We start from the raw sequence: 23,600 nt of genomic DNA, 5'->3' as shown, positions 1-23,600 counted from the left end.
CTGTATACAAGGAGAATTGGCGATACAAGTCGAATCTAGAAGAATATCCTGCAGGATTTTTAAAAGGCTTCGGCGGGATTTTTATATTGCTTGCCTATAGAGGACGGAGGATACATTGAGGAAAATCATGATTGTAGAAGACGACGAGACGATTTCGTTCGGCTTGACCGTCGCGCTCCGCAAGAATGGCTTCCTGCCATTGGCTTGCGCGACTTTGGCGGAGGGGAGGGCGATGTTTGGCGAGAACGACGATCTCGCGCTTGTTCTGCTGGACTGGAATTTGCCGGACGGGACCGGGTATGGATTCTGCCGTGAGGTCAAAGCGGTCCGGGACGTGCCGCTGATCTTTCTGACAGTGAGGGACGATGAACAGGACATCGTTCACGGGCTCGACTCGGGGGCGGACGATTATATCGTCAAGCCGTTCCAGTTGTCGGTATTGCTATCCAGAATCAACGCGGTGCTGAGGCGGACGAAAGATGTCGGTCAAACCGTCATGCGCTGCGGAGAGATTATGCTGGATAAGCAGAAGGCGGCGGTATGGGTTGCGGAGCGGGAGTTGTTACTGACCGCGGGAGAGTACCGGTTGCTAACCATCCTGCTGGAAAACAAAAATCAGACCCTGACGCGGCCGCAGTTGTTGGATAGGCTATGGGACGCCGAGGGGAATTTTGTCAACGACAATACGCTTACCGTGACCATGAAGCGGCTGCGCGAGAAACTGAATTATCCCGCCTGCCTCAAAACGATTCGCGGCATCGGTTACCGAATGGAGGAGCTCTCGTGATGACCAAGCGTTCCTTTCTGCAGGGTCTGACGATATTGGCCGCCTGCCTCCTGCTCGGGACGGTATTAGGACTGCTGGCCGATCGGGTCCTCGCCCGGCAGGAATACCGGACGATCGCGCAAATGCTGGGCGCTGCACAGCAAATAAACCCGCAAGCCGAGGACGGGATGATGCAGGCGCTGAAGGCGGCGTCCCCCACGGACTTTGCCGCGGGAGACCGAATCCTTCGCCAATACGGCTACGGCCCCGCCGTTTTCCATCAGCGGCATGCTTTAACTCTGGTCGGGATCGGTACAGGAATCTTGCTGATTCCGGGAGTGGGGCTACTCATATGGCTGCTGTTCCTTTCAAAAAGGCAACAAGGGCGTATTCGCGGATTAACTACATATCTGGAACAGGTTAATCTCGGCCGGGAAATGCTGCTGGTGCGGCAGGAGGATGGATTCTCCCGGCTGGAGGATGAATTGTACAAGACGGTTACGGAACTCCGGCAAACCCGGGAGAAGGCCTTGCGGGAACGGCAGGCCCTGGCCGAAAATTTGGCGGACATCTCGCACCAGCTCAAAACCCCCATGACCTCCATGTCGTTAATGACACAGCTTCTGGCGGATTCGTGCGAGGGGGAAGAGGCGGACTACGTGGATAATCTGAGCCGGCAGCTTCGGCGTCTGGAAATGCTCGTTGCCTCGTTGCTGAAGCTGTCGCGGTTGGACGCGGGCACCTTGGAATTCAAGCGGGAGCCGGTGGATGTATATGCTATGCTGCTCCGTGCCGTTGAACCGCTGGAAGAGGCGCTTCGTTTAAAGCAATTGCGGCTCGATATTTTAGGCGAATCCGGATCGAGCTTTAAGGGAGATTCTATATGGACGGCGGAAGCCTTCCTGAATCTGATCAAGAACTGCAGCGAGCATACGCCGGCGGGAGGAACGGTTACTCTCCGGTATTCACAAAACCCGCTTTATACGGAAATCGTCGTGGAGGACAACGGCGAAGGCTTTCGTATGGAGGAGTTGCCGCACCTGTTTGACCGCTTCTATAAAGGAAAAAATGCGGCTAAAGACAGTGCGGGCATCGGCCTCGCCATTTCACGCTCCATCATCGCCAACCAGAACGGAAGCATCCGGGCCGAAAACGCGCCTCACGGCGGCGCCCGGTTTACGGTGAAGTTCTACGCCTGACTCCAAGTGCCGGGGAAAGGCTTTTTTTTATCTCCACTGTCACTGAAATGTCATTTAAGGCTGATACGATGAAGGCTGTAAAGGAGGCCATGTCCATGCAGTTATTAACGTGTGACAATGTAACTAAAATTTACGGTTCGGGCGAGGCGAAAGTTACAGCGCTGGATCAGATCAATCTTTCGGTGAACAAAGGCGAATTCGTTGCCATCGTGGGCGCGTCGGGGTCGGGAAAATCAACGCTTCTTCATTTGCTGGGAGGCGTAGACCGCCCGAGCGGCGGGAAGATATGGATTGAAGACACCGACATTTCAACGCTGAGCGAGGAGAAACTGGCGGTATTCCGCCGCCGTAAGGTGGGGCTGATTTATCAGTTTTATAATCTCATCCCTACGCTGGATGTGCGCAAAAATATATTGCTGCCCCTGCTCCTGGACGGCAGAAAACCGGATGAAGCACGCTTTTCCGAAATCGTCACAACGCTTGGTCTGGCGGATCGGCTAAACCACCTGCCCAGCCAGTTGTCCGGAGGGCAGCAACAGCGCGTCGCTATCGGCCGTGCTTTGATATATCGGCCGGCTCTGTTGCTGGCGGACGAACCGACGGGGAACCTGGACCGGAAAAACTCCGAGGAGACCGTCGAACTGCTCAAACTATCCCACAGCCGCTATCGGCAGACGGTTCTGTTGATCACCCATGATGAGAAAATCGCGCTTGAAGCCGATCGCATTATCACGATCGAAGACGGAAAAATCGTCTCCGATGAGGTGATGAAACGATGAATATCCTTGCCGAGTACACCCTGGATTATGTGCGCCGCAACAAAAAAAGCAGTGTTGCTATCCTGATTGCGATTTTCATCGCTACAACGCTGCTGTCCGCGCTCTGTGGTTTTCTGCATACGATGTATAAGGACGAAATCCGTCTGACGATTCATAAAGAAGGCAACTGGCATGCCGAACTGTTTGATGACACCCCCGGCGATAAGTTGAAATATGTGACGGGTCACCCCAATGTGGAGCAGGTTATGATCAAAGGCGCATGGGAAGTTGCACAAATTGAGGATCCGCGCAGACCGTACCTGGTTATGCGCAGGCTTACCTCAAGCTACTGGAGCGATATGTCTGAGCGTCAACATATCCTGGAGGGCCGCATTCCGCATCATCCCGGGGAATTAGCCCTCTCCAAACAGTACTTTGAGCATCATCCCGACATAAAGGTAGGGGATACGATTCGCTTCCCGGTAGGCAGCCGGGTACTGAACGGCGAAACACTGGAATCCCGATCCATCTACAAAAAAGGAGAACGCTTTGTCCCCAAGGCGGAGCGGAGCTATACCGTGGTCGGGAAACTGGATATCACCACCAGTTCCACCACCCCTGCCTATCTTGCTTACGGTTATCTGGATGAGGCGTCGATAACTCCGGAAGACAAGCTTACCATCTATATGCGCTTTAACAATCCCGGTACGGCGTATGAGGATATTGTCGCGATCGCCCGCTCCATAGGCTATAAGCCTGATGAATACGGCGATTACATGGTGAAAATGAACAGCAGTTTGTTAGCCCATTATTTTGTGTTCCCTTCCGGGCACGGAAGCCAATTTCAAATTTGGCAATTCTCATGGCCGCTGATGTTTGCGGCTATGGCACTTCTGGTCACCGGCCTGTTCGTCGTGATTATCAGCAACGCCTTTGCCATCTCGGCAAATGCGCGGCTTCGGCAGCTCGGAATGCTGCAGAGCATCGGCGCTTCGCCGAGACAAATCCGGCGTTCGGTCATTCTTGAATCGCTGATCTTATCGGTCGTTTCGATTCCATTGGGTTTGTTCTTCGGTTGGCTTCTGGACTATGGCTTGTTTGCTTATATCAGCTCGCAAGAGAAGCTGCGGGAAATTCAAGACATCCGGCTTGCCTTTGGCCTGCCAGCCGCGCTTCCGTCCGTACTGCTGGCTCTGCTGACCGTATGGCTATCGGCGTTCATCCCCGCCCGAAAAATCAGCAAAATGTCACCGATCGACGCGATTCGTCAGGGAGGTGAAATACGGGTCAAGAAATTGCGGAAGCCTTGGCTTAGCGGCAAACTCTTCGGGATTGAAGGAGAACTCGCGAAAAATACCTTGCGTGCCAGAAAAAAATCGTACCGTACCGCGGTCATCTCCCTCACTTTGTCCTTTTGCTTGCTGAGCGGATTTTTGCATATGTTTTCAATCCTTGAGGTAGCCAATACCCTTTTTAGAGAAGATAGCCTTCATGAATCCGAGGAAAATATCGGGCTGCAAATTTTGGACGGAAATATGATGGACCCGCAAATGGAAGAGCAGATACGGTCCGTCCCCGGGGTGAAAAGCGCGCTGTTTGTAAGTCATGTTCCTGCGGCAATGTGGGTAAAGGAGGATCGGCAAAGCGACGCGCTTGCCGGAATAGGCGGTTTTTCAAGGATTGCCGACAGCGGTCGATACTCGTTGTATGAGGAAAACGGACGCTACCGTTTGCAGACGATTTTGGTTGCCCTGGATGATCAAAGTTTTGCCGAGTACAGTCGGCGGATCGGCGCGGACGCCCGCTTGTTTTACGATAAAGACGTGCCGCGTACCATCGTCGTCAACCAGGTTCGGGACGATTTGCGCAGCAACCGGCGCGAGACTGTTCGAATTCCGTTTCTGAAGCTTCATCCAGGTGAACGGTTGAATTTGGAGGAGAAGGTCTATTCGGAAGACAAGGGCAGTTATACTTTCACTACCGAAGTTGGTTACTTGACGGATGAAATGCCGCCCCTCGGAGAGAGATACGACAATTTCGAGCTGGTGCAGATCATGCCGCGCAGCGTTTACCTTGGCATCGTCAGTCAAATGGTGGAGGACCGAGCTATGCGTGCGCGATATGTTTCCATTCCGGTTGTGGCGGAATCCGCAGATAGGATTGAAGGCGTCACGGCCGAGTTGAAAAATGTGTGCGATAAATGGTATGGGTCGGGAGATTACGAAATTCGGAATATCATTGAGATAAAGGAATCGGGCGACAAAGGCCGGCAGATGATGAAGTTCATTATCGTGTGCGTATCGGGCTTTCTTGCGTTGATCGGGATAGCCAATGTATTTTCCACTGTTTCCGGAAATTTGCAGCAGCGGCAGAAGGAGTTTGCCGTGCTGCGATCCGTAGGAATATCACCCCGGGGAATCGGGCGATTGCTGCTGCTCGAAGCCCTGTTGTTCGGTTTAATCCCCATACTATTTAGCATTCCGGTCGCCGTTCTTATCATTTGGTCTTTCCTCAAGATCAATATGGTAAAGTTAAGCGAATACCTTCCTCATATGCCCTTGACGGCGTTAATCTTGTTCGCCGCGCTGATTATGGCTTCCATTACGCTCGCTTACATCTTGGGCGGCCGGAGATTGAAACAGAGGACGATTGTTGACGTTCTCAAGGATGAAACGGTATAAGCTTAGAAAGTATGTTTGGAAGAATTAATATTAACTCCTGAAAATGAAAGAGAATCGCAAAAAAGAGGAACGCTTGTACGTGTTTTCGTTATAGGATAAAATGGAAATACAATTGAATCTTGGGTGGGCATGGTCTCCCTTCGAAGGGAGGTGAGCCATGGAGGTTAAAGATGCGATTCTCATCATGATTGCTTTTGGTACATTTATTTTTGCACTTTTAACATACATCGGGAATAACAACAAGAGAAAGTAAAAAACCCACCCTAAGGTTGCACGCCGAAGGTGGGTTTTGCCTTTTGAATACTCAGAGGGGAATCCCCATCCAAGCCAATTGTCGAGGCCAAGTGTTCGCAGCACTTGGTCTTGTTACATAAATAATACCATAGAGAGAACTGATCGACAAGATTAAGGACAGAGTAGAAACATTATAATACTGCGGGTGATCGGCATGCCCTTTTAAAATACAGGCGCCAGAACAGGGCACAAACCTTCCTCCGAAGGTCCAAGCCCTACGATCCGGCCAACTACCGCTTCTGGTTCACGCTTCCTTTCACTTGGCCCACTTGGACTTCCCCACTGCCGGATTGCTTGACGGTGACATCGCCGTCGACCTGGTCGATGTCGAGTTTGCCGTCCCCCACGTCGATGATCGCGGAGCCGCCGATCCGTTCCGCGGTTATCGCGCCGTTCACATTGGTGACATATAGGTCGGACGCCGCGTTTTGTACATCGATGTCACCGTCGCGGTTATGGATATTGATCTCTTCTCCAATGTTCTTAATATCGATCTTTCCGTTGACATTATCAATCTTTACGGCGGATGCAAGATTGGAGATGTGGATCGAGCCGTCTTGATGCGATAGGATCTCAACCGATAGAGCGGCCGGAATAGTTACTTTCAGACTGACGCTCCCCTTCCCGCTGGCTAAAAACTGCCCCTTGAAAAAAGCGTTCAAGTACGCTCCCCCATCACGTTCTTCCAGCCTTAACTGAAGTTTGTCCGGGTCGATATTTCCGGAGTGGCTGATTTCGGCGGAAACCTGAATCGTTTCGCTCCGGGCATCCCCAATAACTTCTATATCGCCGTTTCGGTGGTCGATGACCAGCGATTTCAGCGAGGCGGCGTTCAACTGCAATTCTTTGCTTTCGGTCTTCGTTCCCGCCTCCGATTGACAGGCGGACAGCAGCAACAAAGCGACGATTAGGAGCGAATAGTGAATATATTTCATAATAACCTCCAAATTAAAGATTGATTTGGGCCAATTTCGTGTTTAAACCACATCACGCTTGACAAAAGCTGGGTAAGAGACCAGGTGCATGATAAGAAGATGAAGCAGAATAAACACGGCCGAAAACCCGAAGGACATGCCTGTGACGGAGGGATCGCCGAGAACATATTGGGTGAGATTCGTGTGCGAAAAAACGAAATATTTGGTCCATCCCCAGCCGTTCATCACGGTTGCAATAACAAATCCCGCCACGGCCACAAACAGGGAGATGACGATGGAGAAGGTTGAGCTCTTGAACGCCGCGGAAATCATAAACGCTAGAGTAACCGTCAGCAGAAGAAACGGAATTTGCAGCAAGTAGGCTTCGAATAGGGCCTGAATAATCGTTGTTTGTTCCACAACGCCGTTCTGAACGTAGAGGTAAGAACTACCCAATCCCTGAAAACCTAGAACCACGCCTCCAAGGACTACGGAAATCACCGCTCCGATCGACAGCAGGGCAAGCCCGAAAAGAAGGCAAGCCATGTACTTGGAAATATAAATTTTGGTCCTGCTCGCGGATCGCGTCAGCAATAGCTTGATGGTACCGCCGATGAATTCGGCGGCCACAATTTCCCCGGCAATAATGACGGAAATGAACGAAACGGCGACCATCAGATTTCCCGCCTGGTCTACGGCAAAACTCCAGGTGTTTGTTGAAGGGGGCAGGTCCGTATCCAGATGATACTGGTTGAGCAGGATGCTTTTTTGAGCCTGCTTGAGTTCAACGGGTAAAGCGTCCGGCTCGTTCATTTCAAGCTTGAGAAAGGCGATTTCCTGTTCCAATTGATTGCGCCAATCCTCCCCGACAACGGAACTGCCGGAAGATTTCAGATTTACAAATTGAATCAGGGTGAACAAAACGACGATGCCGATTAAAATCCAGTTGCGCTTTCTTTTGTAAATCTTCATATTTTCATTGCGAATCAGGTTGATCATCTGGCCTTGTCTCCTTCCGTCATTTCCAGAAACGTATCCTCCAAAGAGGGTTTGAGCGTATGGACGCCATAAATTTGGATACCGGCCGCCATCAGTTTTTGGGTCAGCTCGGGTATTTTGGTTTTTGCGATTCGCAGGACGATATGATCGTTGTCTCTTAAAATCTCCAGACCCGCGGTCAAGGTTTGAAGAAGTTGAACAGCCGCCTCGGGCCGGTCCACTTCAAATCGGACTTGAAGTTCGTCCGTTTGCGCCATTGCGGACAAGTCGCGGATGCCGATTAATTTGCCCTGCTGCAGAACCGCCACGCGGTCGCACATCATCTCCATCTCCGACATCAGGTGGCTGGATATCATAATGCCTACTTCTTCCTGACGGGCCAAATGGATCAGATGCGCCCTAAGTTCGCGGATGCCCGCCGGATCCAGACCGTTTGTAGGTTCATCCAGCAGGAGCAGGGAGGGCTTGTGGATAAGAGCGATTCCAAGGCCAAGGCGCTGACGCATGCCGAGCGAATAAGTCCCCACTTTGTCATGAATGCTGTGTTCCAAGCCAACCAGAGCGATGATCTCTTTGATTCGTTGTTCGGTTACGCCTTGGCTCATTCTCGCAAAATGAACCAGGTTGTCATATCCCGATAAATACTTGTAAAGATCGGGATTTTCAACAATCACCCCGATGCTGTTCATCGCCTTCGCATGATCGGTTTTCGTATCGACGCCATTAATGATGATCCTTCCCGCGGTCCTGCTCATCAGGCCGACGATCATACGAATCGTTGTGGTTTTGCCGGCGCCGTTCGGTCCCAGCAGCCCGAGAATCTCCCCTTTGTTCAAAGTTAAGGTGAGGCCATCAACGATCGTTTTCCTGCCGATTTTTTTGCTGAGCTGATCGATTTGCAATACGGTCACTTCTGCACACTCCTTTTGTTTTCGCGTATGGAATAGGCTATAATTCAATGTTAGTCGCGTAATATGATGTCATCCTACCGAACAGACTGTCATATTAACCAGTTACAAACTGTCACTACCTTTCGTGACAATGCGAAAAGCGCTACAGGGAAAGGTTTATTCGACCATGACAGGGGAATGTATGTATGTTGGAACGTTTTAAAACCGGCGGGAAATGGTCATGGCCGGATTGGGTCATGCTGTGCATTCACGGCGTTTGGGTCACCGCGGTTTTGATCTTTATGTATCAAGATCAGCCGGATTTTCCGTTGGGATTCGTGTTGCCCGTACTCCTGGCCAGTCATTTAATACCGTTCATTCTGGTTCATTACAAATTCCCGCATTATCTTGCGGCCGCGCTGATCCTGGCCGGAGGAACTTCGATCCTGTTGGCTTACAACTTCGGTTTGCTTCGATTGTTTCTCCCTGTCCTTCTTATGTTGGGGTTTTATACCCGCGGAAGAGGGCACGCTTTGGCATTACCGTTAGCTGTGGGCATCTTTGTGATAAGTGCGACGGCACCCGGCAGTCCGCTTGCGTTACAGCGCCCCTTTTGGGGGCAGAGCGTAGCGGACGCGCTGGTGCTTTACGGCGTCGGTTTTGCCCTGCAAAAGGGAGCGGCCGCCATTAACAACATCAGCAACAAGCTTGCCGTTGTGAAAGAGCAGTACACGATCCTGGAGCAGTATTCGTCCCAGATCGAAAAGATGACGCTGCTGGAGGAACGCTACCGTTTGGCCCGGGAACTGCACGATACGATCGGGCATAGCTATACTTCTTTAATCCTGGGCATGGAAGCGCTGCGGCCCCAAATCGGTTCGCCGGAAGGGGAGGAGAAGCTTGGCGCATTGCTGAGCTTGGCCAGAAACGGGCTGGATGAGATCAGGCGCCAAGTCCATCGCATGGACCCTGTGGAGGAATCGGTTCCGCTGGATCAGGCGCTGATGCAAATGATTGAAGAATTCAAAACAAGTACGGGGATTCGCGTGTTTTTTCGGACGATGGGACAGCCTTACCCGGTCATGAAGCAAGCCAAGCTCGTGCTGTACCGCTGCCTTCAGGAATCTTTGACCAATGCCAGCCGGCACGGACGAGCCAGCCGGATTGAAGTAACGCTTCAATACGATGCGGCTTCGCTCATGCTGCAAATCCAGGACAACGGCGCGGGAAGCTCGAAGCTGCAATATGGTTTCGGCTTGAACGCGATGCGGGATCGCCTGTCCGCCCTGCAAGGAAATCTGTATATTCACTCCCATGAAGAACAAGGAACCCTCGTCACCTGCGCCATACCTAACCGGGCCCATGAGGGGACCGAGCGCATCCGGGTGCTTATCGTAGACGACCAGCTGCTGGTGCTCGAAAGTCTGAGGCTGCTGCTTGGCGAAGAAAAGGATATGCAGGTGCGTGTGGCCGGTGACGGGCGGCAGGCGATGGAGGCCTGCGAGCGGGAGTTGCCGGATCTCATTTTGATGGACATCCACATGCCTGAAATGGACGGCCTTCAAGCCACCAGGCTGGTGAAGGAAAAATGGCCGGAGGTCCGCGTCATCATGATGACCACGTTGGATGAGGTCGATGTTGCGGCAGAGTCGCTGCGCCTGGGGGCGGAGGGGTACCTGTTGAAGTCGGTGCATCCGAAGGAACTCGCGGCGACGATCAGACTCGTGTATAGCGGGGGCACGATGATCTCGCCGCATGTCGCGCAGCAGCTTTTTCAGCAGCCGGACAACAACGTGGCCAATCCTTACGGCTTAACCGAGAGGGAGCGGGATATTCTTCAGTGCCTGACGGAAGGGCTCCGGAACAAGGCGATTGCCGAGAGGCTGCATCTGTCGGAAGGGACGGTCCGCAATTATATTTCATCGATTTATCTCAAGCTGCAAGTGAACGACCGCGATGCGGCTGTCGCGAAAGCCAAAGAGGAACAGCTCGGTGTAAAAAGCTCCTGAGATGCGGGATTCCGCTTCTTGGGGGCTTTTTTTATTGCGGAAAATCCCGTACCCGTCCCTCCCAATACTTGAACGTTGAAGCCACGACAGTTAAAAGGACGCCATTGCTTGCCGAAGTGCTGGGTAACATTTCCGCTCAGTCCCGTTTCATGCTATCTTAAAGGGATGATTATATTCAAATTCTGGAGAATCCTGGAGCGTAACTATGAACTATGACTGCTTAATTGTGGATGACGAGCGTGAACTTGCGGAGACGACATGCGAATATTTCAATATGTTTGAGGTGAAAACGGCTTGTGTGACCAGCGCGGAGGCATGCGAACAGTTCCTTCGGGAGCATGACACCTCGCTGATTCTTCTCGATATCAATCTTGGCGGGAGTTCGGGGTTTGAGCTGTGCAAAAAACTGCGGCGGACGATGGATCTCCCGATTCTATTTATCAGCGCCCGCAGCAGTGATGACGATGTGCTGATCGCCCTAAATATCGGAGGAGACGATTATATCCAAAAGCCGTATACACTAAGCGTTCTGCTGGCCAAGGTCAAAACCGTGCTCCGGCGTTACGGCAAACAACATCCCGCGGCGGACGTGCTGGAATTCGGGCGGGTGCGGATCGATTTGGCTCTTTCCCGTGTTCGGGTAAACGGCGAGGAAGTCAAATTCAAAACACTGGAGTACCGTCTGCTCTGCTATTTGGCACAGCATAAAAACCGGGTGGTGCCCAAAGAGGAACTGTTCGCCAAAGTATGGGGCGACTCGATTACCGGTGACGGAACTCTAAACGTGCATATCCGTCACTTACGCGAAAAGATCGAGGATGATCCCAACCGTCCCCAATATATCAAAACGGTGTGGGGTACGGGATATGTGCTGGAGGACGGCAAGCGATGAGAATAAAGAGGATGCTCCTGACGCTGCTTGCGGTATGGATCCTCGGTTTCACGTTAGCGCTCCGGGTGATTGAAACGGACGTCGACCCCCGGTTTGATACGGTGATGGCGAACCGGTTGTTAAAGACGGTGGAAAGCCGCTGGAACGAGATTGAGGCAGGCGATTACAGCGGCATCCCGCAGCAATTTGTCGTGCTTGACTCACTCGGGAATGTGCGCTACCGGACGACCGGCGGGCTGCCCGAAACCGTGAACGATGCCGTCAGGAACAGGGATGCGGTGCTCGATGTGGTGGTTTCGGGGCAGCCTGCGGGAAAACTGATCATCCACGATGATTACGGGCAAACCATTCAGCGCAGCAAACGGCATTTGGCGTCGGTGGCTCTGACCACATTTAGCGTTTTAATAGCAATGTGCGCGCTCTATGTCCTGTTTTTAAACCGTTCTCTATTCCGGCCGTTCCGAAAGCTGCAAAAATTCGCCCTGCATGTGGCCCGCGGAAATCTGGATTACCCGCTTGAAATGGAAAAAAACAATCCATTCGGCGCTTTCACAGAAAGCTTTGACATGATGCGTGAGGAGCTGGCGGCGGCGCGGAAGAGCGAATATGAGGCCAACCGCAGCAAGAAGGAGCTTGTCGCCAGCTTGAGCCATGACATCAAGACGCCGGTCTCCTCCATCAAGGCGATCAGCGAATTGATGCTGGTGCGCGCAAACGATGAGAAGACGGTCAGCCAGCTAGGCATGATTCATGCCAAGGCCGAGCAAATCAATCGGCTGGTTACCGATATGTTCCATGCGACCCTGGAGGAATTGCAGGAGCTGAAGGTGAATGTGACCGAGGAGTACAGCTCGATCCTGCAAGAAATGATCGGGAACGTAAATTACGATGACCGGATTGAATGCGGACCTATTCCGGAATGCCTTATGTTGGTGGATCCCCTGCGTTTGCAGCAAGTTCTCGACAACGTTCTGAGCAACTCCTACAAATACGCGGGAACCAGGATTAAAATCAATGCATATATTCATCGGGACAGGCTGCAGGTCGAGATAATGGATTACGGAAAAGGAGTTAGCCCGGAGGAACTGCCGTTACTGTTTAACAAGTTTTACCGCGGTCACAACATCGAAAGCCAGACCGGGGCCGGGCTGGGGCTGTTTATTTCCCGATATTTGATGCGGAGCATGCAAGGCGATATCGAGTGTCATAACCGTACCGACGGTTTTACCGTCACCTTGAGCATCAAATTGGCCTGACCTATTTAAGGAATGGTTAAGGATTAGACAAAGATTAACTAAGAATTAATCTTGTAGGATAGTAATGTAGCGGACAGCCGAGGGTGCAATTCGTCGACAAGGGAATGATCGTTTCGTGCCAAATAAGATATTGAGAACGGAGAAACTATGCAAAACCTTCTCCACGGGCGGAAATCAGCAGCATGTGCTCAAAAATCTGGACCTCGATATACTGGAGGGAGACTTTACGGTGATTATGGGCAGCTCCGGCTCCGGCAAATCGACATTGCTCTATGCGCTTTCCGGCATGGACAAACCAACTTTGGGCGAGATTTATTTTGATGGGAAAAATATTACGCGGTACACCGAAGACCAGCTTGCCGTTTTTCGCCGAACTCACTGCGGATTCGTGTTTCAGCAAACGCACCTGCTGGATCACATGAGCTTGATGGATAATGTGCTGGCGAGCGGACTGCTGGTGAACAGAAACAGGCGGGCGCTTACGACCAAAGCGGAGCAGCTTTTAACCCAAGTCGGATTACCCGCCTCTTCCTGGGGCAAATTTCCGTCCCAGTTATCCGGCGGAGAAGCCCAGCGGGCCGGTATGGTCCGCGCCTGTATAAACAACCCGTTAGTCTTGTTCGCGGACGAGCCTACAGGCGCCCTTAATTCCGCGTCCGGCGACATTGTGTTGGATGTGATGACGAGGATGAACCGAGACGGGCAGAGTATCGTGATGGTCACGCATGATCTGAAAACGGCTTTAAGGGGCAGCCGTATCCTGTATTTGCGCGACGGCACCATTTACGGTGACTTGACATTGGGGGCGTTCCAGGACGGACAAGACGAGGGACGGCGGGAGAGACTCAACGAATTTTTGGCCGAAATGGGGTGGTAAGTTGAACGTATTGAATCCGGCCTCTTACCATTACAAAAAGTCAAAAAGCACTGCCGCTTTCCTGTTTATTCTGATCATGATCGCCGGACTTTTGATGAACCTAGGTCTGTCCTCGCTCACCGACATGGACGGTTTTTATGCGGATAAGGTGCGGGAGCTGCACGACCCGCACGTGAGCATTACGATGAACAGCGCGAGCTACAAGGCGGCTTACCGGGATTTTTTGTCATCTTATCCGGGGGTACAAGAGGTGGAGACGGAGCGCGTAATCTTGCTGTCCTCGGCTACGATTCCTTTCTATAAATATGACTTGGGTTATGGTATTCGTACCATGGTGCTTGATGCGGATGCCGCCCGGAATATCGCTCCGGTGAAGCTGATTGAGGCGGCTTCCATCGCGTATGAGGACGGGATATATGTTCCGTATAGCCTCAAAGTGAGAGGCGGTTACGAACTGGGGGATCGCTTCCCCGTTACTTATCGGAATAAGCAGTATAGCTATCGCGTGGCCGGATTTTTTGAGTCGACTTTAATGGGGACTCCCAAGCTGGATATGCTGAAGTTATATTTGCCGCAAGCCGGCTACCTTCAGCTGTCCAAGGATGCGGGACCCGCAGCCCAAGGAACGCTAATGTCCGCCATCTTAACGGACAGCGAGCAATCGGGCACGCTCTTAATGGATTACTACAGAGCGTTTCCTCAGTCCAACGAGACCGTGATTCCCAGTTTTTGGGCTGCGGATACGCATATGGCCGAGGATGGCGGGGCATTCATCGTTTACTTTGTCAGCCTGATTCTGGTCGTCTTTGCGGCGGTTATTGTGTTGGTGTCACTTCTTGTGATCAAGTTCCGCGTAACGGACCGTATCGAAACGGGGATGGTCGATATCGGCGTTCTGAAAGCGATGGGCTACACTCGTCTCCAGATTGTATTCATGTATGTCGTGCCGTTTATATGGCTTGCATTCGCGGCAAGCGTCGCTGGTGTGGCCGTCTCCTGCGCGGTTATGCCCCTATACGGGAACATGGTCTCTGCATTGGCGGGACTGGTATGGAACGGAAGCGCGCATGCGGTCTTTACGCTGGCCTGCGTCGGGATGGTGAATTTCCTGGTCTTTGCGGTGGCGTACCTTTCGGCTGCGCCCATTTGTCGGCTTCATCCCGTCGAAGCCTTGCGGGGCGGAATTAAGTCCCATAATTTCAAGCGCAATTATCTCCCGCTGAGCCGTACCCGAGGCGGCGTTCATTGGTTGCTCGCCTGCAAAACGACGTTAGCCGCCGGACGCCAAAATTTGCTTCTTGGATGTATTATGGCCGCGGTCACATTCGCTTCCGTTTTCTCGGTGATTCTGTATTACAACACGGCCATGGACAAAACAGCTCTGTTCCGCATGCTCAGTTCGGAAACGCCCGATGTCGGTATCCAGGTCCAGTCCGGCACGGATAGTTTACAATTACTTGCAGCGCTCCGGCAGATGACAGGGGTGGACAAAGCTATTTTAATGAAGTCGATTCCAACAGTGATTCAAGATCAGAACGTAAGTACGGAAATTATAGATCAATTCGAATATCTGGACAACAAAACGGTCTATGAAGGACGCTATCCGCTATATGACAATGAGATAGCCGTCACCGGCAAGTTGGCGGGGCTGCTCGGCAAAACGATCGGGGACTCCATCAAGGTGGAAGCCGTTAACGGTTCCTATGTATATTTGATCACGGGGTTGAATCAGTCATTCAGTGCGGAAGGAAAGGGAGCTTCATTGACCCTGGCGGGCCTGAATCATCTGATCCCCGGGCACAAGGGGATGTCCATCAATGTATACTTGCAGGGGGACAGTAAAACGGCTTTTATGCAAGAGGTCCAGGCGGAGTACGGGAGTCTGATCCGTTCCTTAACGGATGTGAACGAAACCAAGGAAAGCGGGACACAAGTATATGGTTCGGCCTTGTTGGCCGTGATGACAGTCATTCTATCCATATCGGTACTGGTGGTCGTATTAATTCTGTTTCTTGTGATCAAGACATCCATTCTGAAGCGGAGAAGAGATGTGGGAATCCTCAAAGTGGCGGGCTACACTTCATTTCAACTGACAGCCCAGTTGACGCTAAGTATCATTCCCGTAACGATTGCCGGTGTTGTGGCGGGCGGCGCTCTGGGCGCCCTGTATACCAACGCCATTTTGGAACTCCTGCTTGCGGATGCAGGAATTTCCAAAGTCCGTTTCATCGTCCCGATGCCGTATATTGCCATGTTATGCACGGTCATCGTAGCCTTTTCCTGTCTGGTTTCGCTGTTTGTGGCGCGCAGAATCAAAGGGGTTACCCCCTATGTGTTAATAACGGAGTAGCAGGATGGCAGCTTATTTCTTGAAGATACAGATGTATCGCACGGCAATGATGAGTCATATTGTGCCTGGAATCAATAAGCTGCGGAAATCCGGAGGACGAGCAAAAATTAACTATAGTTATTAAATACCCTCTATATCTGCAATGAAACAATATGAAATCCTCTCTCGGAAGGAGAACAACAAAATGAGCACGGGAATGCGGAAGCCGTTGTTTGCGCTTATGATAAGCATACTTCTTTTTATCGTTTTTTTGGTTCCGGCCTCTGCGGCGGATACCACCCCAACCGGGGAAACCCCTTCGGGGATTCCTTACAACCGGCTGGAGCGGGAGATCGACGCCTATGTAAACTCATATATCGGCAAATCAACACCTGGCGCCGCGGTTGTGGTCACCAAGGGCGACCGGATTATTTTCTCCAAAGGGTACGGTTATGCCGATTTGGAGCGCGGGACAGCCGTTGATCCCGCCGCTACCGTGTTTGCCTACGGCTCCATCAACAAAACGTTCGTCTGGACGTCTGTGATGCAGTTGGTGGAAGCGGGCAAGATGCGGCTGGACCAAGATATCCGGGCGTATTTTCCTAAAGAGGTCGCGGAGAAGCTGCGTTACGACAAGCCGATCACGATGCTGGACATTATGAGCCATACGGCCGGTTATGAGCAGCATCCGCTCAGTACATTTACGCGGTCGGCGGAGAGCTTGAACTCGCTGGAAGAGACGTTGTTGTCTAACCAGCCGGAACAAATCTATGAACCCGGCCAAGTGATCGCTTACTCCAACTTTGCCACGGCCTTGGCCGGCCTGGCGGTGGAGAAGGTGAGCGGGGAATCTTTCTCCGACTATGAAATGAACCATATTCTGAAGCCTCTGGGTATGAACCGCACATCCGGCCATCCTACCTTGGCGGATCATCCGGATTTGCGGGAGGCGGAAGCCGCAGGTTACGCGGTGAAGCAGGAAGGTGGCTTCGAAGCGAGAGCGCACTATTATGTCCCCTTGTATCCTGCGGGAGTCATGGAAGGTACGGCGGAGGATCTGGCCCGCTTCGCCATGGCGCTGTACGCCGCGGATAGCCCGCTCTTCACCCGGCCGGATACGGCGCGGACAATGCTTTCCCGGAGTTATACGCCGAACGAGGAGATTCTCTCCAATGCGCACGGATTCTGGGAATACCGGGCAGAGCCGCATGTCGTCGGGCACAGCGGGAATGTGAAGGGGTTTTCCGGCAACTTTGCGGTCGTTCCCGAGGAGCAGCTTGGCATCGTTGTTTTGACGAACACCGAGATCGAGCAGAAGCTTACCTCAGGCATTATCAATTTGCTGGTGCAGGACAAGGCGAGGGTAACTGAGGAACCGGTCCCGGCGGCCGATTTGTCACCGTCCGGCGAGTTGGCCGGATACTACGTGCAATCGGGCGGTACTTACTCCACCTATCACGAGGTTACCAATTATCTGGGGTTGATCAAGGTGGAAGCGAAAGGGGAGCATGATCTTGTCTTGAGCGTGATGGGCATGTCCGGTGAGCTTAAACAAACAAGTCCGAATGTATACAAGTTCGCCAAGTCCGACAATCCGAGATTTGAAAGATTGGCCCCCGTGCTGTATGCGGAAATTTCGGACGGAGAAGTAGTTAGGTTAAGCAAAGGAATTGCCACGGATATATTGCCGCTCAAGGGAAGCCGCTCGCTTCCCGCGCTGATCAGCTATTTGGTATGGGCTCTCACGACTGTCGTATTTTTTCTGCTGGCCCCATTCGTGTTGTCGATCCGATGGTTTCAGCGTAAAAGAAAAGGCGCTTCTTCCGCATCGGAAAGCTCGGCAGGCAGTCGCTTGCTGGCGGCCGCAGTTCTGTGCGGGGCACTTCTCGTAGTCAACATTCTCTACCTGCTGGTGAACGCCATGATCAACGAAAACGTGACGGTAAGCCAGATGAATTTTGGCGTTGCCTTAAATTGGGTGCTGACCTTGCTTGCCGCAGGACTGCATGTGTTCTCCCTGGTCAAGAGCAGAAGAATACCGCAATCCAAATGGCAGAAAGCAGGGCGGGCGGTCACAGGAGTGCTGTTCGCCGGATTTGCCCTGCTGCTGGCCGATTGGCACTTCTTCCACTTCCTCCCGTAAGGCGTTGCAGACAATGCGTAGTGGCTTCTCAAGAAAGTGACTTTTTATTAGGAAGAAGGTCGCCAGACGATGCGGTTTATTTTTATAAACAAGTCCAATCAATTGCGCGCGGGATGGGAAGTCTTGCTTGCGGTAGCGGCTATGTTTGTGTTGAAGAGAATCTGTATGCTCGGTCTGTCGCTATGGACGGATTCCGAAGACGGATGGGTGGGCCTATTTAATGGGCTTGGCTTGTATATCCTGTTTGTTGTCGGGTTTGTCGTCAAAGTTATTCGTAACAAGCCGCTCGCTTCGATTGGCCTCGTCCGTCCGGACGGCAAAAGGCTATTAACCGGCTTTTTAAGCGGAGCATCGCTGCTGATCGCCGTCATAGCGATTATGCTGCTGCTGGATATCGCCAAATTACAAGGAGATGGGATGCATCCGCATTGGGGACGGATTGATCCCGTTGATTTGTACGTCGTTTCCATCCTGGCGGGAATTTCCGAAGAGGTTCTCTGCAGGGGGTACATTCAGCAGCTTCTCTCCAGCCGCTTGTCTCCCTTCTGGGCCATGATAATCATATCAGCCGGATTCTCGCTCGGGCATATGATAAACGGCGGCTTCACCTGGATCAGTGCGCTGAACATCGCGCTCGTGTCGCTGGTTTTCTCGGGTGTGACGTTCTTGACGGGGAATCTTTACTTCGCCGTCGCCTTTCACACCGCCTGGAATTTGTTCCAGGGTTATGTATTCGGCGTTCCGGTCAGCGGACATCCGGTTGAAGGAATCTACAGTATGGAATTGCAAGGTGCAAACTGGCTGAGCGGGGGCAGCTTCGGCCTGGAAGGAAGCGCAATAACAACGCTGGCGCTTGGGCTGGTCTGCGCGGCGATGTGGATAGCAAGCCGCAAGAAGACTAGCTGTCGCAAAGAGACTGTCGATGATTCCCGGCACCATAGTCCATTGCGATGACTCCCTATAGCTGGAGTTTTCAGGGATAAGGCAATGAGTTCGTTGGAGCAACATGCCCCTGAAGAATAACGGGAAAACTTCCCGTTATTTCGGGCTATGTTGACAGTAACTCGCAATTAGCTGGAAAACCTCCAGCTAATCTTAGGCACTCCCGCTAATTCCCCCTTTTTGAGCGGAATTAGCGGGAGTATTTCCAGTTAAAGGGTGACGTTTGCGCCAAACAAGCAAAATTAACGGGAGAAACTCCCGTTAATTGGATTTTTGCCACCGCTCCTTCCCAAAGCTTTACGCGATCCATGATTTCCTTCGGAACATGTACTTACCCAATAAGAAATAGAAGACAAAGCTGATGCCGACCATCGCGTACAAGCTCCATTCCTGAACTCGCGGCGAGAAAGGGGTGCCCTGCGGCATCATGGTATAGAAAGGCAGAACAAACGGAAACCACATGCCGAGCGAAGACGGGAGGCCGGAGAACACAATGTTCAGCAGGACGCAGACGACATTGATGCTGAAGGCAATGCCGAAGTTTTTAAACCGGCTGGAAAACCATAACTGGATTGCGGCTAACGGCAGGATGCCGAACCAGCCCAACACGGCGCTGCTCACCACGAACAGCCAATCGACCCGGCCTTCAACGCCGGCAACCATGCCGCTGCCGATCTCCGCCGCGATAAACAGTACCTGTATGATCGCCAGCATGCAGAGCAACACGGCGTACTTGGCCGAATAGATGCTGGAGCGGGAGTAAGGTGTGGCAAGCAACTGCTTCCATCCCCCCGATCTATGCTCGTACAAGCAGATCAGACCCGCGATGGTACCGGATAACAGCGGAAAGAAAAACGCCGTATGCAGGTTTATGATATACATCAGGTAATTCGGCCAACTCGGCTCGTAAACTGCGGAAAGCATGCCCCAATTGCTGCTAGCCAACGATACATCCGCAATCAGGGCGATGAGAATAAGGACGGCGATCAGCCTCCATTGAATTTTCATGAATTCCGCGGTAAGTAGTTTGTTCATCTCTATTTTCCTCCTACCATTCTTTCCTGTTAAAATGCCAACATCCCGCGGCCAGTAAAACGACTCCGACGGCTAGGCCGGCAAGTACCCACCGCCCGTGTCCGGGAAGGAGAGGGGTGGACAGTGCGGGATACGTCCACGGCATGTAATGGAGAACGGGAAACGTCGAACGCGCCAAAAACAAACTGGCCATGGAACCGGCCGCTCCCGCTCCTATTGCAATCGATTGGTTGGCAAACACGGTGGATAACCAGGTTTGAATGGAGATAAACGCTAAAACGGCGCAAAAACAATAGAGCGGCTGTTTGACGATGATTTCGAGCGGTGCCGGTTCATGAAACAACAGCTTCCAGAGCACGATCGTGCCCGCGATAATCAGCGATACTTCAATGAACAGCAGCAGGCAAGCGACGATCCATTTGCTTAAGTAAATTTTTGGCTTCGCTACAGGGATCGTGCAGATCCGGTTCCAGACTTTCGTTTCATGCTCCGTAGACGCCATGACGCTGGTGAGCAAGGTGACACTAAGCATAAGGGTAAAAGAAAGAAAAAAGTACATCACGGACATCGTGGCGTAAGCACCGCCGGGCGTTTCCCGAAAATTCATATACCAGAACGCGCTAATCACCCCTAATAGCAAAACCGCCGCGGCGATCGGCAGTACGAGGCAGAACGTTCTCAATTTCATCCATTCCGCGCGAAGCAGCCTGATCATAAGCTTCTCCCCATGCCGGTCATGCCGAGGAAGATTTGCTCCAGTGACCGATCCCCGCCTAGCTCCTTTAGGGAGGACAGGGTGCCCTGATAAATGAGTTTTCCTTCATTTATGATTCCCACATGATCCGCGACCTGTTCAATTTCATACAATAGATGGCTCGACACCAATACAGTCATGCCGTACATGTTTGGCATAGCGGTGATCAAACCGCGGATTTCCTGTATGCCCGAAGGATCCAGGCCGTTGGTCGGCTCATCAAGAATCAATAGTTTGGGGCGATGGAGGATCGCCATCGCAATGGCGAGTCTTTGTTTCATGCCCAGCGAGTATTTTCGGACCGCTTTGTCGGCTTGATCCGTTAAACGGACCGATTCCAGCGTTTCCGCAATGCGCGACTCCGAAGCTCCCAACAAGGTGGCTGCGATTTTCATATTTTGATATCCCGACAAATGTCCGTAATAGGACGGCGATTCAACCAGCGATCCGATCTGCCTCAGAATTTCAATCCGCGCTTCCGGGAAGGGCTTGCCAAAAATCGTGATGGTGCCGCCGTCGGGCTTGATCAGTCCGAGCAGCATTTTGAGGGTGGTCGATTTCCCGGCTCCATTAGGTCCCAAAAACCCGTAAACCGAGCCTTCGGGGATTTGTAAATCAACCCGGTTCACGGATAGATGTTCGCCAAATTGTTTGCATAAAGCGTCTGTTTCGAGGATATACCGTGCCATTCTCTTTGTTCACCTCTGTTCATATTCTTTCCACAGAGTAAGTGAACAAAGTAAACGTCAGGTAAACGAATTTACCTGACGGCATCAAGCGGAAGCAGGATCGTGACGGTCGTTCCCCGGTTCGGACGGCTGTGAACCTGCAGTTCTCCCCGGTGTTCCTCGATCAAGTCTTTCACGACGAACAAGCCGATTCCCTCGTCTTTATCCTGGAGATCGCCCGGTTGGCGGTGGTCGAAACGTTGAACGACCTCGGAAGGCATGCCTACGCCATTGTCGGTTATAATGATCTGGATGTTCTGATCCGTCGTTCTTACCTGGACGGTGATACTCGTTTCGGGCGGGTTGTGCAATACGGCATTCATCAAAATATTTTGAACCGCTCTTTTGAGTAGCTTGGAATCAAAATAGTACGGCAATGCGGAGACCTGGGATTCAAAGCTGAACTGACAGGCAGCGGATTTGGGATTGTTGGCCGCGTCGAGCGTCAGCTCCCTCAAGAAACGGACAAGATCGCTTCTTGCCTTCAGCACCCGAGGTTTCCCATGCTTGAACTGAAACGTTCGAATCAATCCCTCTATTTCTTGCACTTTCTGCGATAACAACCGGAAAATGCGCTCCTTCTCCTCCTTGGCCAATTCAATTTGCGGGCTAACCATCACATCGAGATATCCTTTGATGTAAGAGAGGGGGGTCTTAATGTCATGGGATACGCCCGAAATCCATTGTTCCCTTAATTCGTTGGCCTGCTCAAGTTCCTGGCGGTTGTGGTCCAGCGTGGCCGTCAATTCCTGAAGACGAACAATCATATCCTTGAAAGGGATATAGATCAGTTTAATTTTGTCTTTTTTCCTCCAAAGAAAAGAATACCGCTCGCCATAAAAACGGGAGTCGTACTTCCCTTCGGAGAGCCCTTTCATCCAGCCGACCACAGCGAGGGAAGGCTTGCCGATCAACCAACCGGCCGTATACATATAGAAGCCTATAATTGATAAAAAGACCAAGATATGATAAACCTTGATATCCAGAAGTTGAAGGGCCGGGAAATATTGCATCAGAAAGATTAACACAACGGTAACGGCCACAAACCCGACGGAGATGACTAATACGGAAGCCATTAAAAATACAAGGGACAGCAGCATGGAGCGTCGAACAATCGTCATTGAACATTCCTCGCTTTTTTCACCAATTTATAGCCCAGTCCTTTCATATTGACGAGAAACTGCGGTTGTCCGGGATCGGGCTCAATTTTCTTCCGGATTCTTGAAATATGGATCACCACCGTTTTTTCATCGCCCTCCTGATAAGGCCTCCACACTTTTTCATATAATTCGCTCACCGTAAAAATAAAATTGGGATGCTCGCAAAAGAAAGCAAGCAATAAGAATTCCATCGGCGCACATGAGACTTCCCGCCCTTGAACGATTAATTGCCCGCTTTGTTTGTTCAGTTGAAAGTGCCCAAAATCGTAAACCGCTTTGGACAGCGTTTGGAGCTTGGCCATTCTGCGCAAATGAACCTGCACTCTCGCCGCCACTTCGGTCGGGTTAAACGGCTTGGTGATGTAGTCGTCCGCCCCCAGTTCAAAACCTGTAATCTTGTGGATATCCTGATTTTTCGCGGTCAAAAACAGCACGGGGGCTTCGGTGATCGTTCTGATTTGTCGGCAAACGTCAAATCCATCCCCGTCCGGGAGCATGACATCCAGGACGATCAGGGACACGTCATGGCGCGTAATGAGCTCTAACGCTTCATGGGCGGTTGTTGCGGTCAGCAGATTAGGGATCCCGAATTTCCGCAACGTAAACGTCAACAGGTCCAACAAGCCCTGTTCGTCATCAACCAGCAAGACAGTTCCGTTTTCCATTTGACTCACTCCACTTGAGAAATTCCTGCATCTACCATCATACCAGTTCCATGAACTTTTTTAATTGTCTTTTTCCGCGCTCCTCTTTATAGTTAATTTATCGAATAAACAAAGTTTCGGCGGCCCGGGTGGGAGCCAAGAGGAGAGAGATAATACGGTGATTTACGGATTTTTGCTGCTGCTCGCGGGAAACGCCATTTTGATCGTATCCTGGATCATTGTGGGCATTTCCAACAGTTTGGCTTGAACAGAAGTCTATAGGAAACACCATAATAAGCTCGTAAATTCGCCTAAGGCGGTTTACGGGCT

At 51.7% G+C, this 23,600-nt stretch carries 20 protein-coding genes; 12 read left to right on the top strand and 8 right to left on the bottom strand.

The window, feature by feature from the left end:
* Positions 1-127 precede the first annotated feature (127 nt).
* The 5 genes from LBW89_RS00590 to LBW89_RS00570 all read left to right on the top strand — a co-directional run bounded on the left by LBW89_RS00590 (position 128) and on the right by LBW89_RS00570 (position 5,657).
* Positions 128-787 (top strand): response regulator transcription factor, encoded by a 660-nt coding sequence (locus LBW89_RS00590; protein WP_225038195.1) that lies wholly within the window; start codon positions 128-130, stop codon positions 785-787.
* Positions 787-1,965 (top strand): sensor histidine kinase, encoded by a 1,179-nt coding sequence (locus LBW89_RS00585; RefSeq protein ID WP_225038194.1) that lies wholly within the window; start codon positions 787-789, stop codon positions 1,963-1,965. Before LBW89_RS00590 ends, LBW89_RS00585 begins: the two co-directional genes overlap by 1 nt.
* A gap of 95 nt (positions 1,966-2,060) precedes the next feature.
* Positions 2,061-2,744 carry an ABC transporter ATP-binding protein gene (locus LBW89_RS00580; RefSeq protein WP_148450271.1) on the top strand — a complete coding sequence of 228 codons (684 nt, stop codon included), beginning with the start codon at positions 2,061-2,063 and terminating at the stop codon, positions 2,742-2,744.
* A complete protein-coding gene (locus LBW89_RS00575; protein ID WP_225038193.1) occupies positions 2,741-5,404 on the top strand; it encodes an ABC transporter permease in 2,664 nt (887 codons plus the stop codon). Before LBW89_RS00580 ends, LBW89_RS00575 begins: the two co-directional genes overlap by 4 nt.
* Positions 5,405-5,561: 157 nt before the next feature.
* Entirely contained in the window at positions 5,562-5,657 is a 96-nt protein-coding gene (locus tag LBW89_RS00570) for a putative holin-like toxin (RefSeq protein ID WP_225038192.1), read from the top strand.
* A gap of 271 nt (positions 5,658-5,928) precedes the next feature.
* Here the strand turns inward: LBW89_RS00570 and LBW89_RS00565 are convergent, their stop codons facing one another.
* Genes LBW89_RS00565 through LBW89_RS00555 form a run of 3 tightly spaced genes read right to left on the bottom strand, consistent with a single transcriptional unit; the run spans position 5,929 to position 8,522 of the window.
* The gene (locus LBW89_RS00565) at positions 5,929-6,633 is read right to left on the bottom strand and encodes a DUF4097 domain-containing protein (RefSeq protein WP_225038191.1); all 705 of its coding nucleotides are present in this window, start codon (positions 6,631-6,633) and stop codon (positions 5,929-5,931) included.
* 42 nt (positions 6,634-6,675) lie between these two features.
* Complete coding sequence (locus LBW89_RS00560; RefSeq protein WP_225038190.1) at positions 6,676-7,611, bottom strand: ABC transporter permease; 936 nt, start codon at positions 7,609-7,611, stop codon at positions 6,676-6,678.
* Positions 7,608-8,522, bottom strand: coding sequence for an ABC transporter ATP-binding protein (locus LBW89_RS00555; protein WP_225038189.1), 915 nt, complete (start codon positions 8,520-8,522; stop codon positions 7,608-7,610). The genes LBW89_RS00560 and LBW89_RS00555 overlap by 4 nt, the downstream gene beginning before the upstream one ends.
* Positions 8,523-8,707: 185 nt before the next feature.
* Between LBW89_RS00555 and LBW89_RS00550 the strand changes: the two genes are divergently transcribed.
* The 7 genes from LBW89_RS00550 (at position 8,708) to LBW89_RS00520 (ending at position 18,961) form a co-directional block, all read left to right on the top strand.
* Positions 8,708-10,510 carry a hybrid sensor histidine kinase/response regulator transcription factor gene (locus tag LBW89_RS00550; protein ID WP_225038188.1) on the top strand — a complete coding sequence of 601 codons (1,803 nt, stop codon included), beginning with the start codon at positions 8,708-8,710 and terminating at the stop codon, positions 10,508-10,510.
* Between the two features lie 205 nt (positions 10,511-10,715).
* Positions 10,716-11,402: a response regulator transcription factor gene (locus LBW89_RS00545; RefSeq protein ID WP_225038187.1), complete on the top strand. Its 687-nt coding sequence runs from the start codon at positions 10,716-10,718 to the stop codon at positions 11,400-11,402.
* A complete protein-coding gene (locus LBW89_RS00540) occupies positions 11,399-12,658 on the top strand; it encodes a sensor histidine kinase (RefSeq protein WP_225038186.1) in 1,260 nt (419 codons plus the stop codon). Before LBW89_RS00545 ends, LBW89_RS00540 begins: the two co-directional genes overlap by 4 nt.
* A gap of 115 nt (positions 12,659-12,773) precedes the next feature.
* Positions 12,774-13,535 carry an ABC transporter ATP-binding protein gene (locus LBW89_RS00535; RefSeq protein ID WP_225038185.1) on the top strand — a complete coding sequence of 254 codons (762 nt, stop codon included), beginning with the start codon at positions 12,774-12,776 and terminating at the stop codon, positions 13,533-13,535.
* A 1-nt stretch (position 13,536) separates the two neighbouring features.
* Complete coding sequence (locus tag LBW89_RS00530; RefSeq protein ID WP_225038184.1) at positions 13,537-15,885, top strand: ABC transporter permease; 2,349 nt, start codon at positions 13,537-13,539, stop codon at positions 15,883-15,885.
* 184 nt (positions 15,886-16,069) lie between these two features.
* The gene (locus LBW89_RS00525; protein WP_225038183.1) at positions 16,070-18,007 is read left to right on the top strand and encodes a serine hydrolase domain-containing protein; all 1,938 of its coding nucleotides are present in this window, start codon (positions 16,070-16,072) and stop codon (positions 18,005-18,007) included.
* A 69-nt stretch (positions 18,008-18,076) separates the two neighbouring features.
* Complete coding sequence (locus LBW89_RS00520) at positions 18,077-18,961, top strand: CPBP family intramembrane glutamic endopeptidase (RefSeq protein WP_225038182.1); 885 nt, start codon at positions 18,077-18,079, stop codon at positions 18,959-18,961.
* Positions 18,962-19,246: 285 nt separating this feature from the next.
* Here LBW89_RS00520 and LBW89_RS00515 read toward each other — a convergent pair whose 3' ends face one another.
* The 5 genes from LBW89_RS00515 to LBW89_RS00495 all read right to left on the bottom strand — a co-directional run bounded on the left by LBW89_RS00515 (position 19,247) and on the right by LBW89_RS00495 (position 23,291).
* The gene (locus LBW89_RS00515) at positions 19,247-19,984 is read right to left on the bottom strand and encodes an ABC transporter permease (protein ID WP_225038181.1); all 738 of its coding nucleotides are present in this window, start codon (positions 19,982-19,984) and stop codon (positions 19,247-19,249) included.
* A gap of 13 nt (positions 19,985-19,997) precedes the next feature.
* Entirely contained in the window at positions 19,998-20,699 is a 702-nt protein-coding gene (locus LBW89_RS00510) for an ABC transporter permease (protein ID WP_225038180.1), read from the bottom strand.
* Entirely contained in the window at positions 20,696-21,427 is a 732-nt protein-coding gene (locus LBW89_RS00505) for an ABC transporter ATP-binding protein (RefSeq protein ID WP_225038179.1), read from the bottom strand. The genes LBW89_RS00510 and LBW89_RS00505 overlap by 4 nt, the downstream gene beginning before the upstream one ends.
* 71 nt (positions 21,428-21,498) lie before the next feature.
* A complete protein-coding gene (locus LBW89_RS00500) occupies positions 21,499-22,587 on the bottom strand; it encodes a sensor histidine kinase (protein ID WP_225038178.1) in 1,089 nt (362 codons plus the stop codon).
* The gene (locus LBW89_RS00495; protein ID WP_225038177.1) at positions 22,584-23,291 is read right to left on the bottom strand and encodes a response regulator transcription factor; all 708 of its coding nucleotides are present in this window, start codon (positions 23,289-23,291) and stop codon (positions 22,584-22,586) included. The genes LBW89_RS00500 and LBW89_RS00495 overlap by 4 nt, the downstream gene beginning before the upstream one ends.
* Positions 23,292-23,600 lie beyond the last annotated feature (309 nt).

It is taken from the genome of Paenibacillus sp. alder61 (assembly GCF_020179875.1).
Taxonomy (GTDB): domain Bacteria; phylum Bacillota; class Bacilli; order Paenibacillales; family Paenibacillaceae; genus Fontibacillus; species Fontibacillus faecis.
Note: the sequence above shows the minus strand (reverse complement) of the source record. Positions and strands in the feature narration are given on the sequence as shown.

What these genes read in the sequence shown, in the direction of transcription:
- LBW89_RS00585 (WP_225038194.1), top strand. Translation starts at nt 787, where the DNA reads ATGACCAAGCGTTCCTTTCTGCAGGGTCTGACGATATTGGCCGCCTGC.
- LBW89_RS00500 (WP_225038178.1), bottom strand. Translation starts at nt 22,587, where the DNA reads ATGACGATTGTTCGACGCTCCATGCTGCTGTCCCTTGTATTTTTAATG.
- LBW89_RS00520 (WP_225038182.1), top strand. Translation starts at nt 18,077, where the DNA reads ATGCGGTTTATTTTTATAAACAAGTCCAATCAATTGCGCGCGGGATGG.
- LBW89_RS00570 (WP_225038192.1), top strand. Translation starts at nt 5,562, where the DNA reads ATGGAGGTTAAAGATGCGATTCTCATCATGATTGCTTTTGGTACATTT.
- LBW89_RS00495 (WP_225038177.1), bottom strand. Translation starts at nt 23,291, where the DNA reads ATGGAAAACGGAACTGTCTTGCTGGTTGATGACGAACAGGGCTTGTTG.
- LBW89_RS00525 (WP_225038183.1), top strand. Translation starts at nt 16,070, where the DNA reads ATGAGCACGGGAATGCGGAAGCCGTTGTTTGCGCTTATGATAAGCATA.
- LBW89_RS00515 (WP_225038181.1), bottom strand. Translation starts at nt 19,984, where the DNA reads ATGAACAAACTACTTACCGCGGAATTCATGAAAATTCAATGGAGGCTG.
- LBW89_RS00575 (WP_225038193.1), top strand. Translation starts at nt 2,741, where the DNA reads ATGAATATCCTTGCCGAGTACACCCTGGATTATGTGCGCCGCAACAAA.
- LBW89_RS00545 (WP_225038187.1), top strand. Translation starts at nt 10,716, where the DNA reads ATGAACTATGACTGCTTAATTGTGGATGACGAGCGTGAACTTGCGGAG.
- LBW89_RS00560 (WP_225038190.1), bottom strand. Translation starts at nt 7,611, where the DNA reads ATGATCAACCTGATTCGCAATGAAAATATGAAGATTTACAAAAGAAAG.
- LBW89_RS00590 (WP_225038195.1), top strand. Translation starts at nt 128, where the DNA reads ATGATTGTAGAAGACGACGAGACGATTTCGTTCGGCTTGACCGTCGCG.
- LBW89_RS00540 (WP_225038186.1), top strand. Translation starts at nt 11,399, where the DNA reads ATGAGAATAAAGAGGATGCTCCTGACGCTGCTTGCGGTATGGATCCTC.
- LBW89_RS00550 (WP_225038188.1), top strand. Translation starts at nt 8,708, where the DNA reads ATGTTGGAACGTTTTAAAACCGGCGGGAAATGGTCATGGCCGGATTGG.
- LBW89_RS00505 (WP_225038179.1), bottom strand. Translation starts at nt 21,427, where the DNA reads ATGGCACGGTATATCCTCGAAACAGACGCTTTATGCAAACAATTTGGC.
- LBW89_RS00565 (WP_225038191.1), bottom strand. Translation starts at nt 6,633, where the DNA reads ATGAAATATATTCACTATTCGCTCCTAATCGTCGCTTTGTTGCTGCTG.
- LBW89_RS00510 (WP_225038180.1), bottom strand. Translation starts at nt 20,699, where the DNA reads ATGATCAGGCTGCTTCGCGCGGAATGGATGAAATTGAGAACGTTCTGC.
- LBW89_RS00580 (WP_148450271.1), top strand. Translation starts at nt 2,061, where the DNA reads ATGCAGTTATTAACGTGTGACAATGTAACTAAAATTTACGGTTCGGGC.